Genomic DNA, 11688 nt, shown 5'->3' on the forward strand with positions numbered 1-11688 from the left:
ACAAGGCCCCAATGGAGGCTAGAAGCGGAAACGCCCGCCCAGGAGAATACGGCGCGGCCCGGAGTTATACCGGAACGGCAGGTTCTCAAATTGCAGATACTCGCTCTGCGCTTCCTTGGTGATATTTACCACCTCGCCCGTCAGGTCGAAGTTTTCGGTAACATGCACCACCACCTGCGCATCCAGTTGGCCATAAGGGCGGATCCAGCGACCGAGCGTCCGGGTAGTATCCCCGTCGTTGAAGCCGAAGTTGCCGTTATAGCGCTTGCTGCGCCAGGTGTAGGAGAGGCGGGCCTCAAAGAGATTGTCCTGATAATAGACCTGCGCGTTGGCGGAGTGTTTGGAAACACCCGGGATCGGCAGCCCTTCATCAAAGTCGTTGAAGCTGGAGCTTGTGCTGTCCGAGAAGGTATAGTTGGCGATAAAGCCACCACCCCACGCAAAAGCATATTGCCCAGACAGCTCAAACCCGCGAATGCGTCCGCCGTCACCGTTTTCTGGCAACTGCACCGGCCCAACGCGCCCACCGGCCTGGTCGTTGACAAATACCGGCACCGTATTGGTAACAATAAAGCTGTCTACTTCCTTCCAGAAACCCGTAACAGACACCAGCCCTTCAGCACCGATATAATATTCGTAGCCAAGGTCAAACTGGCTGGCGCGGAATGGGTCCAGTTCCGGGTTGCCCGAGCTACCGTTGGTGAACTCGAACAGGTTGGTATCTGGATTCCGGTTGAAGAAAGTCTCAAACCCGCGACCAAGATCAAACAGACGCTGGCGAGAGACAACCCGTGCCGCAGACGCCCGAACCTTCTGGTTTTCATCCACATTCAGCACCACGTTCGCGCTTGGCAGGATATCGGTGTAGGAGCGCGAGGTACGGATCGTGTCCGCGTCACGCAGGACCCCATTCCAGCTGTCCGTGCCCCAGTAGGTTGGGTCAGCGCCTGCCGGTGTACCCTGGTCGACCGTCAGGTCTGTACGCACAAGACGCACACCCACATTGACATGATAGGTGTCAGCATCATCGCCCACATCGGCCATCAAGTAACCGGAAGTGGTTTTCTCCTTCACGTTGAAGGAATTGAGCGGATCAACGAACCGCGAAAACGGCGTATCCGGGTAAAGCGACTGTATCCAGTCAAGCCCCTCCACCATCTGACCGCGATCCTGCGCCAACAAGGTGTCCGTGCCGCCGTTGCCCGAGCCCCAGAACCCTTCAATGGTCTCTACCCGGTCCGGGTTGGAGGTGAAGGTTTCAAATGGGGTAATGAGGGGCGGGCTGTTACCAAACCTGTTGTCACAGCCATTTGGAATGCCCGGTGTACCCGCTGGCAGTTCACATGACTTGAAGCCTATAGCACCGTCCTGAAAGTAACCGTACGGCGTCCAGTTCTGGCCAAAATCTGTCCCGTCCAGTTCACCCTTACTGCTGTAATCAGCCAGATAGAGCGCCTGTTCAAACTTGATGTCGCGTGCGGCATAACGCACACCTGCGCTCAGAGTAACGTTACCGCTTGAGATAAACCCGGGGTCATATTCCACGTCGCCGCGAACGGAGTAGTTTTCAAGGTCGGCGGCGTTATCAAACAACCAGTGCGACTTGAAGAAACCGTAAGCCGGGTTCGAGAACAGGTCCGGCACGTCGACAAGCGTGAAGGACGGCAAGGTGCCATCGCCATTGTCGTAGGTATAACGGAAATTTGCCGGTGCATCAGGATTGGCGGGCTGATGGCTGAAGCCTGTTGGGCTCGATGCATCGGCGGTCGGCACACTGTACTGCGTGTACCTCACGTCATTGTTGGCATTGAGGCTTGTCATGCTTGATTTGGCATAAGCGCCCTTGATGCTGCCGCGCAGACGACCCCCATCGTCAAAATCCATCCCAAGCTGGAAGTTATCCGCCTTGGTTTTTGTGGTTTGCACAAAGGAGATGACCTCGGCCGAATTAGCAATGAAGGTACCCTGCTCGAGCACGTTATTCGCACCAATGACAATGTCATAGTTCGGGTCGAGCCCCGGGCTTTCAAGGTTCATCGGGAACTTCGCCGAAGCTTCCTGCGTGGCGATGGTCAGGTCTGAGTGGAACCAGTTGGCCTCAATCTTAACAGCGTCGCTCACGCGGGCTTCGGCACCAAGGCTGAAGCCCCAGCGTTCACGCTCTTCATCCCGGTCGGTGACATAACGATATTCCGGGGCGTAATAGTCCCCCACCGTATCTGCATCACCGCGGTTACTGAACACCCAGTTACCCCGGTTATCGCCGCCCAGCACATCAGTATGCAGGTTCTGTTTATCATAGGAAGCTGTCGCGATCAGGCCGAACCGGTCCGCATTGTTGTAGCCGATAGCCACTGCGCCCGTAGGTTCCCAACCATCAATGTCGGAGCCCTTGTTCATGCGGGCGTTGCCTGCAACCGTCAGGCCTTCTTCCATTTGAAGCGGGCTTCTGGTCTTCAGGTTAATGATGCCGCCAAGGCCACCCTCCACCAGGGACGCGTTGGGGCTTTTGTAGACGTCAACACCGCCCACAAGCTCCGCCGGGATACCCTCAAGCGAATCCTGCTTGCGGTCACCACCTTCACCAAGGCGGTAAACTTCAAGGCCCGTCAGGAAAACTTCGCCGTTCAGCACGGTGACGTTCTGGTCCAGCCCGCGGATACGCACCGTGGTGCCCTGGCCGTTTTCACGGTCGATCTGTACGCCGGAAAGACGCTGCAGTGATTCCGCGATATTCTGATCCGGGAACTTGCCGATATCCTCGGCGGTCACGGATTCCAGAATAAGGTTTGAATTACGTTTGTTCGACAGCGCATCCGCGAGCGAAGCCCGGAAGCCCGTCACAACAATCTCTTCAAACTCTTCCGCTTCGGTTGCCTGTTCTTGCTGCGCAATAGCGCCGTTTGCACACATCAACGCTCCCATAGAGGTCGCTGCAAGCAGTGCCATACGCCGCCCGGTCTGTAGATTGCATAAACTCATGTCATTTCCTCCCCGAATGGTGGCAGCGTTTCCAGAAGTATGCCCGACCGCATTACTTCCCTGCCAGCTTCTTCCCAAAATTCAGTGTACCGCGCTGCCTTCCTTCCAATTTGACAGCGCTGTCAGTAATTTTGGTATTACAAATAAATGACCTTGTCCAACATTTTCTGGAAGCGCTTCCATATTCTATTTCAGAAAAGCCACAAACCCCTTTGCACTCAAGGGTTTCACACAAACAATCTATTTTCAGTTCTTGGGGCCGGTTGAGGCGCGCTTGATGAACTCAACATCCAGAAAAGCGGGCTCATTGACGTCCGAGTCTCCGCCGCGCAGCATATCCATCAGTCGCCCGACAGCCGTCACGGCCATATCCTCAACGGGCTGGCGAATGGTCGTCAGCGCAGGCGACACAGCTGACGCGAGCGGAATATCGTCAAAGCCAGCAACCGAAAGGTCCTCCGGCACATGAAGGCCCATCCCGTCAGCCACCACAATGGTCGCTGCGGCCATGTCATCGTTCGACGCAAAAATCGCGCTTGGTTTTTTCTCGTGCGACAGGATTTGTGCTGCAGCGTCAAGCCCGCTTGAGAACTGATAGGTGCCTTGGGCGATCCAGTCCTCCACCACGCGGAGACCCGCGTCCCTCATGGCATCGCGGAAGGCACGCAGGCGGGCGCGCGCGTCCGCGTGCTCTATATCGCCAATGATAAACCCAATATCCTTGTGGCCCAGGCTGATCAGGTGCTCCGTCATCTGACGCGCGGCATGATAGTCATCAATCTTTACCGACGCCATGCCGGGAAAGCCTTCGCTCGGCGATATGCGCACTGCCGGAATTCCTTTTCTGGCGAGCGCTGCGAGGATGATTTTATTGTCGCATACGGGCGGGGTGAGCAGCACACCGGATGGCCTAAGTTTGCTCAGAAACTGATCGATCTGATCAAGGGTCGTGCTGCGATCAAACAACTCCACCACCACGTGATAACCCTCCTCCCGGCACTTCTGCATCGCGCCGCGCTGCATACCGGAAAGATAATCCCCGCGCGGATCATCAAACAACAGACCGATCAGATAGGATTTGTCGCCCGCAAGGCTGCGGGCGTAAAGATTGGGCTGATAATCAAGTTTTGCAACAGCGCGCTCGACCGCCTTTTTTTTGTCCTCACGGACATATTTTTCGCCGTTCAACACGCGTGACACGGTGGTCACAGACACACCGGCGACGCGCGCGACGTCGGCAATGGTTGTCTTTGGGTTCCTGCCCTCTGCCACTTGGTCTACACCTCACCTTTGCTGCGACCTGAAAACGCTTTCATACTAGCGCGTCGGCACGCAATGGCAATATGCGATGATGCCCCCACCTTGCAGCACCGCCCATTCGCCCCCTAAGCCGAACACTGGCGCGCCCGCCACAGCGGCGCACCCACCACCCGGCTACAGACACAATTGACCCCGGCGCCACACTGTGGCAGCACTCGTCAAAGGACATGATGGGAAGGGAAGTTTTATGCCCAAGGTGGGAATGCAGCCAATCCGGCGCCAGCAACTGATTGATGCAACCATTCGCACCATTGCGCGCGTTGGCTATTCTGAAACCACGGTCAGCAAAATCGCTGCCGAGGCCAGGCTTTCCGTCGGTATTATCTCGCACTATTTTGGCGGCAAACAAAGCCTTTTGGAAGCCTCCATGGCGCGGCTATTGTTTGAATTGCATGACACCTTCCTGCAGCGTCTCGCTCAGGCCAGTGACCCGCGATCGCGCCTGTCAGCCATTGTCGCAACCAATTTTGTCGCCGACCAATACCAGCCCGACATCGTTCGGGCCTGGCTGTCCTTCTGGGCGCAGGTGCCGTTTTCGCCGCAACTTCGGCGCCTGCAACGCATCTACAACAGGCGCCTGCTATCCAATCTTGCCTTTGAACTGCGCGGGCTCGTCCGGCCTGAGGCTGTGAGGGAAGGAGCCGAGGTGCTGGCGTCCCTGATAGACGGATTCTGGCTCAGGACGACCGTGGGGGACGAGGCACCGGACCTTGATCGCATCCGCGGGCAGGTGGAACACAGCATCAATCTGTATGTCGCCGCGAACCGTGGTTAGGCCCGATCCGCAACGGGGCGTTTCCTGAAAGTCGCGAGTCTCGGTCCCGAGTCTCACTCTCCGCACAGATTTGGCGCAAAAGCGGGTTTTTGCCGCACAGTTCTCGCACAGAGTCCGCACAGTTTTTGGGAATTGTGCACAGGCGTACGCTCGAATTTCCTCAGCGCAGGCAGAAGTTTAACACACGCGCTAAAGTTTTGCCAATCGCTCATAAATCCGTCACCAAACCGTAATGATTACAGGGCATTAAGTCTCCTGCCTGCTTTTATTGAATGACTGTTCAATAAAAGCTAACATTAATATATATCATTAAACAGGGCGGAGAATTATGACATTTACGACAAAAAAGGTGCTGCTGGGCGCGACCAGTCTTCTAGTCCTCGCAACCACGGCACAGGCTCAGGAAGCTTCCACATCAGCTGACACCGAAAACATGGATTTCGAGGAAATCATTGTTTCCGCACAGAAAACCACGTTCGCCAACAACGCGACAGACACCACGATGCTGGACCAGGAACCGGACGCTGCAAGTGTTTTGTCCGTGATCGACAACCTGCCGGGCATCTTTGTCTCGGAAGGTGGCGCGCTGGGTTCTGACGACTGGTCGACAACGCTGTCGATCCGTGGTTTCACCGTAAGCCTTTCAGAACAACAGGTTGGCATGACCATTGACGGTCTGCCAAACGGCAACTCCAACTACGGTGGTGGCGCCAAGGCAAACCGCTATATCGACAGCGAAAACCTTTACCGCGCCGAGGTGTCCCAGGGCACGGCGGACATCGCTTCCCCGTCCCATGAAGCGCTGGGCGGCACGATCAACTTCGTCACCAGCGCCCCTTATGAGGAACAACGTTTCTGGGCTGGCCTCAGCATCGGCGAGAATAATTCCCAGCGCTATTTCTTCCGCTATGACACTGGGGAAATCGCACCGGGTACAAGGGCTTACCTCAGTTATTCCAACCAGTCGACCGACGCCTGGATTGGTGATGCAGGTGGCGCCACACGCGACCATTTCGCCGCCAAAATCGTTTCCGAGCAGGACGAATGGACCTTCACCGGTCGCCTCTCGTGGGACGACACACATGAGAATAACTTCCAGCGTATTTCCCTCGCGCAGTTCGAAGAAGACCCGGACTGGGACCGTCTGACCGACACCATCACCGGCATCCCGTATGTTGATCAGGTTTACCGCCCGGCATGGGGTACCCTGCGTGAAAACTGGTTCGCCTATGTGAAAGCCGAATACAAGGGCGAGGATTTCGATTTCAGCGTGTCACCTTATTATCACGACAACGAAGGTCGTGGTGACTGGATACCTCCCTATATGATTGCTGTGGCTGGCGGTGATGAGCAGGCCAACGGCACGATCTTCGGCGGCCCTGCCGCGGGCTCCTATGTCTATACAGACAGTAACGGTACACCACTTGCCCCCATCGACGGCTGTACCGCAACGCTGAGTTTCCCTTATGGCGGCGGCGCACCAGCCAATAACCCGGCATGTTATGAAGCGGGTGCCCGGCCAAACAGCTCCTACCGCCACACGCACTACGGCAAACAGCGCTTCGGTGTTACCGCTGACGCGGCCTACCGCCTTGGGGACATGAACACGATCCGCGCCGGCATCTGGTGGGAAAACTCGGACCGTAACGAGTACCGAGACTGGCACCGGGTGATTGACCCGACCGTTGGCATCGAGTTCGACGATATCGCCTACTGGCGTCAGTACGACCGCTCGTTCGAGACTGACACGCTGATGGTCTACGCCGAAGATACGGTCGAACTGGATGATTTGACCCTGCGTGGCGGCCTGAAGAAATTCTTCGTTGACCTCACTCGCACCGACAACTTCGGTAATGAGGCAGAGCAAGGCCTGGAGTCAGACTCCGACATCCTCTTTACCGCCGGTGCCATCTACAATGTTACCGACAACCTTGAGTTCTTTGCTGGCTTTTCGCAAAACTTCGCCGCCATCAAGGATGGCGTCATCGAGGGCCGCGCAAGCGAAACCAACCCAAATGTGCCAGACCTTGAGGGTGAAACGGCAGACAACTATGACGTTGGCATCCGCTTTGGCAACAACTGGCTGCGCGCGACAGTGACCGGCTACTATGTCAAGTTCAACAACCGTATCACCTTTGTCTCCGCGGGTGACCCGGTTGGTGGCATTGATTATCTGGAAGAGGGTGAAGGCACCTACCTCAACGTAGGCGGTATCGAATCCAAGGGTATTGAGGCCAGCATTTCCGCTGACTTCGCCGAGCACTGGAATATCTACAGCTCCTTGACGCTGAACAATTCGGAATACACCGAAACGACAGCAGAAGTCGTTGAAGGCAACAAGGTAGCCCTCGCACCTGAGTTCCAGCTTGTCGGTACCTTGAGCTACTATAACGAAGGTGTGCGCGCGGGTGTTTCCGCCAAGCATGTGGGCGAGCGCTACGGCGACTTCGCCAACACGCAGGAGCTGCCGTCCTTCACCCTCGTTGACGCATGGATCGGTTACACGGTTGATGAAAATGTGATCCCGGGCATCCAGACCATTGACGTAAGCCTCAATGTCTCGAACCTGACCAACAAGAACTATCTTGGTGGCGGTACGCCGGGCTCCTACTTTATCGGGTCGGACCGTCAGGTTATCGCAAACCTGACGGTGAAGTTCTGACATCCAGCAACAGGTTGGCGCCCTTGCCTTCGGGCAGGGGCGCCGCCTTTTCGCAAACGGGGAGGATAAAATGATAACAAGACGCACAAGCTTGAAACTGATGGGTGCGGCAGCCGGAGCGGCGGCAATAGCCCCCTTTGACCTTTCGGGCGGTAAAACGGCGGACGCTGATATTGCAGAAAACGGCGTCTCGCGCATTTTGTTCGGCTCCTGCGCCAATCAAGACAAACCCCAGCCCATCTGGGAACCGATCAACGCGCTTGATCCCGATCTTTTTATCTTTCTCGGCGACAATATTTATGGCGACACGCGCGACATGACTGTGCTGGCCGATAAATATAAAAGGTTTGGCAACATTGAAGGGTTTCGCAGGCTAAAAGAAAAAACGCCGATCATCGCCACGTGGGATGACCATGATTATGGCGAGAATGATTCAGGCCGCGAATATCCGCAAAAAGAACGGTCCAAGGAACTGTTTCTTGAGTTCTGGGGCGAAGGCCCCGATAGCACCCGCCGCCGTGCCGATGACGGCATCTATACATCTTATATGTATGGACCGGCGCAGCAGCGCGTGCAGGTGATCCTGCTGGACCTGAGATGGAACCGCACAGAACTTACTCACGTCACGAAAGAAGAATTCCAGCGCCGTGACCAGATGGCCTTCGGCCCATATCTACCATCGACCGAACCCGACGCCACCATGTTGGGCGAAAAGCAGTGGACATGGCTTGAGGGCGAGCTCAAGAAACCAGCCAAATTGCGCATTATCGGTTCAAGCTTGCAGTTCCTTTCAAGCTTTCCCGGGTGGGAAGCCTGGAGCCTGTTTCCGAACGAGCGTCAACGCATGATCAGCCTGATCACTAAAACCAGGGCTGAAGGCGTTCTTTTCATCAGCGGCGACACCCACTGGGCTGAGATTTCCCGGCAGACCGACCATGTGCCCTACCCACTTTATGACTTCACGTCGAGCGGGCTGACGGAAACCTGGTATAACATGAGCCCAAACGCCTACCGCCTGCCGGGTTGTATGTTTACCAAAACCAACTTCGGTATTATCGAGATCGACTGGCGTGTGCCCAACCCGCATATCGTGCTGCAGGCGCGGGATGTAACCGGCCAGCCCGTCTTTGAGAAATCCCTGCTGCTAGGTGACCTTTCTCCGCAGTGACGCCTCTGGCAATGACGAGTAGCAGGGGCGGGGCGGAGCTACAGGCATGGGGCTCCGCCTTTTCTCTTGCTGCTACTGCTTTCCCACCATCGGGGCGATTGCCTCGCCCGCCTCAAGCTCCTCATGGCTGTCTTCAAAACGATAGCCAAGCAGCCTGGCGGCCGTCGCTGCGATCTGGTTTAGCCGCACCGTCGGACCCCCTGACACTTCACCCTGTGCCGGGGTATCTGGCCCAAGCGCCGCCATCCAGATCTGGCCATCGCCCTTAAACTCGCTCACCGCCAGCGTACCGTCTTCGCGCGTATAGGGGAACCTACCGTGGTGCTTCCATGCTTCAAGGCTGTCACTACCGCGACCATGATCTGTGGTGATGAGAAGAGTGGTTTTCCCTGCATAGCGCGGGTCGGCCTGCAGCCATTGCCACAACTCGGCGATGGCCTTGTCGCTGCGGCGTGCCGCGCGGATATACTGGTCGTAGAACCCTTCATGGGCGAAATCGTCAGTTTCCCCGAGCGCGATGTAAACAAATTTCATTTTCTGGCTGGCAAGCGCTGCACGTGCAAAGCCCACTGTAAAAGCGTCAAGCCGTACAGTGTCCCATGGGCTGGGCACCTGCTTCTGCAACCTGTTGAGGAAGGCGACCTCTTGCTCCTCTCCTTCATAGGCCTCAAAACCCGCGTTTACAGGCACGCCTGCCCGATCCTCATTGATGATGTATGGGAACACATCCCACGAGCCAAAAGCCGCAACCTTGCCGTTGTTTTCAGGCATGTCGTTCAGCCATTCCAGAATAGTACGGTTGGGATTGAGTATCTTGTCGTTGCTGGTGATGCGCTTGTCATCGGCGATACCGGTCAATATCTCGCTATAGCCGGGGTAGGAAAAGTGGAATGTGTTGCTGATCTCGCCCACGCTGCCTTTATCACGGTTGCCGTATAGCTGTCCTTCACGGGCGACCGTATTCCAGAAGAATGGCATGAGCGCGGCCCGCCGCGCCATAGCGTCCGCATGCCAGAAGTCCTGCTTGAAATCAGCATGGTGTTTTTTGTAGGCGATGAACGCCTCTTGGTCGAAGAAGGCGTTATCAACACCACGAAACACCTCCTGCCAGCGCATGCCATCAATGGTAATGAGAATGACAGTTTCGGTTTTCTTCTCCGCTGACCACGCGGGATGACCTAACAGCAAGCTTAAAAAGATAGAAGCGATGAGACGCACAGTATTCTCCCTGACCTTTCCGGCAACAGACTCGCCGAAGGTTATCAAATTATCTGGTCATACTGTGCTCAAAAGCGATGAAGCTTTTTTGTCAAACCGCGCAATATTGAATGATTATTCAAGAAAAAGGCTCACCCGCCAAGTGCTACGCGGGTTTCATCATTCGCAGGGAAAAAAGATTCAATCGCGATTTCAGACAAGGTGACATCAACAGGCGTACCAAACACAGTGATGGTGGAGAAAAACGCAAGCTTGCCAGACGGCATGTGCAGTTCAAACGGTACAAACACATCACCGTAGTCGTGATAGTCGTGATGGTCATCCGTGGCCTCACTACCTGCGGGATAGGCCCCCAGCTCTTTTGCAAGCTCAGCAAGCGCAGGGTCAGCCGTTACCTCAATCTGGTGCCTGAGCCGATCAAGCAGATGGGACTTCCAGTTGCCGAGATTGCCGATATAGGGTGCCAGCCCGCCAGGGTGCAGCGACAGGCGCAACACATTGACCGGTGGCTCCAGTAGCGAAGGCTCGCTCAGCACCGCAAGAAAGGGGGTGATGGCAGCGTTGGATGCCACCATATTCCAGTGCCGGTCTACCGCAATCGCAGGATACGGCTCGTGCCCCTTCAGGAGCAGGTCGATGGCTTCCCGTGCAGCCTTCAGCGACGGGTCATCAAGTTCCCGAGCCAGATACATCGGCGCGTAACCGGCAGCAAGCAGCAACGTATTGCGTTCACGCAGTGGCACATCAAGGCATTCGGTCAGTCGGATGACCATATCTCGGCTTGGTGCTGACCGGCCCGTTTCAATGAAACTCAGGTGTTTTTGCGAGATCTCCGCTTCCAGCGCGAAATCAAGCTGGCTCATGCGGCGGCGATTGCGCCATGCCTTCAATTGCCCGCCAAACCGCTGCTGTCTGTTCTCAATCGCGTCCATGATCTTCCTCATGCTTGTGACCCGGGGTTTTCTTATACCTCAAGTCGTATCGGGGATTTATTTTGCTTTCAATTACCTCCGAGTTAATCGACAGCGCGCCTTGTTCGGCCAACCATGGTCGCGTCCAAACAAAAGGAGCTTCCCATGACCAAGACTGCTCATTATTTCCCCCTTCTGAAATATGCCCTTCTCGCCGACGCTGTCGCAAGCGCCGTAACGGGCCTTCTTCTGGTGTTTGGTGCCAAGGCACTGACCAGCCTCCTCGGCTTGCCCGCCGATCTGCTTTTTTATTGCGGATTGTTTTTCCTGCCGTGGGCGTTACTCGTGGCTTTTGTGGGTACTCGCCAATATATCAAGGCAGGCGCCGTGTGGCCTATCGCTATTCTGAACCTCCTGTGGGTGGCTGACAGCTTTGTCCTTCTGGCCAGCATCGACCCTGCCCCGACGGCGCTGGGCACCGCATTCGTGACCTTCCAGGCTGTCGCCGTGCTCGCCTTTGCTATCGGCCAGATCATTGGCGTGAAACGGCAAAAAACCGACGCTTCTTTCCAGGCGGCGTAACCGGGCCATTCACTTTAAGCCCCCGCCACGGCCGACGTGTGCGGGGGTTTATTAATGGCCAGGGCCAATA

General features: G+C 56.0%; 8 protein-coding genes. 4 read left to right on the plus strand and 4 right to left on the minus strand.

Annotation, left to right across the window (positions count from 1 at the left end):
• Positions 1-18: 18 nt before the first annotated feature.
• On the minus strand, positions 19-2982 hold the full coding sequence (locus tag OEU85_RS06465; RefSeq protein ID WP_262690638.1) for a TonB-dependent receptor: 2964 nt from the start codon (positions 2980-2982) through the stop codon (positions 19-21).
• Positions 2983-3228: 246 nt separating this feature from the next.
• The gene (locus OEU85_RS06470) at positions 3229-4254 is read right to left on the minus strand and encodes a LacI family DNA-binding transcriptional regulator (protein WP_262690639.1); all 1026 of its coding nucleotides are present in this window, start codon (positions 4252-4254) and stop codon (positions 3229-3231) included.
• 235 nt (positions 4255-4489) lie between these two features.
• Here OEU85_RS06470 and betI point away from each other — a divergent pair, with 235 nt between their 5' ends.
• The 3 genes from betI (at position 4490) to OEU85_RS06485 (ending at position 8907) form a co-directional block, all read left to right on the plus strand.
• A complete protein-coding gene (betI, locus tag OEU85_RS06475; RefSeq protein WP_262690640.1) occupies positions 4490-5077 on the plus strand; it encodes a choline-binding transcriptional repressor BetI in 588 nt (195 codons plus the stop codon).
• A gap of 328 nt (positions 5078-5405) precedes the next feature.
• Entirely contained in the window at positions 5406-7739 is a 2334-nt protein-coding gene (locus OEU85_RS06480) for a TonB-dependent receptor (protein ID WP_262690641.1), read from the plus strand.
• Positions 7740-7809: 70 nt separating this feature from the next.
• A complete protein-coding gene (locus OEU85_RS06485) occupies positions 7810-8907 on the plus strand; it encodes an alkaline phosphatase D family protein (RefSeq protein ID WP_262690642.1) in 1098 nt (365 codons plus the stop codon).
• 72 nt (positions 8908-8979) lie between these two features.
• On the opposite strand, the gene OEU85_RS06490 is transcribed toward OEU85_RS06485, so the two are convergent.
• Both OEU85_RS06490 and OEU85_RS06495 read right to left on the minus strand, forming a co-directional pair.
• A complete protein-coding gene (locus tag OEU85_RS06490; protein ID WP_262690643.1) occupies positions 8980-10125 on the minus strand; it encodes an alkaline phosphatase family protein in 1146 nt (381 codons plus the stop codon).
• A gap of 131 nt (positions 10126-10256) precedes the next feature.
• On the minus strand, positions 10257-11057 hold the full coding sequence (locus OEU85_RS06495) for a helix-turn-helix domain-containing protein (RefSeq protein ID WP_262690644.1): 801 nt from the start codon (positions 11055-11057) through the stop codon (positions 10257-10259).
• Positions 11058-11201: 144 nt separating this feature from the next.
• Here OEU85_RS06495 and OEU85_RS06500 point away from each other — a divergent pair, with 144 nt between their 5' ends.
• The gene (locus OEU85_RS06500; protein ID WP_262690645.1) at positions 11202-11618 is read left to right on the plus strand and encodes a hypothetical protein; all 417 of its coding nucleotides are present in this window, start codon (positions 11202-11204) and stop codon (positions 11616-11618) included.
• The last annotated feature ends 70 nt before the right edge of the window (positions 11619-11688 follow it).

The organism is Kordiimonas aestuarii, from assembly GCF_025574465.1.
Lineage (GTDB): Bacteria > Pseudomonadota > Alphaproteobacteria > Sphingomonadales > Kordiimonadaceae > Kordiimonas > Kordiimonas aestuarii.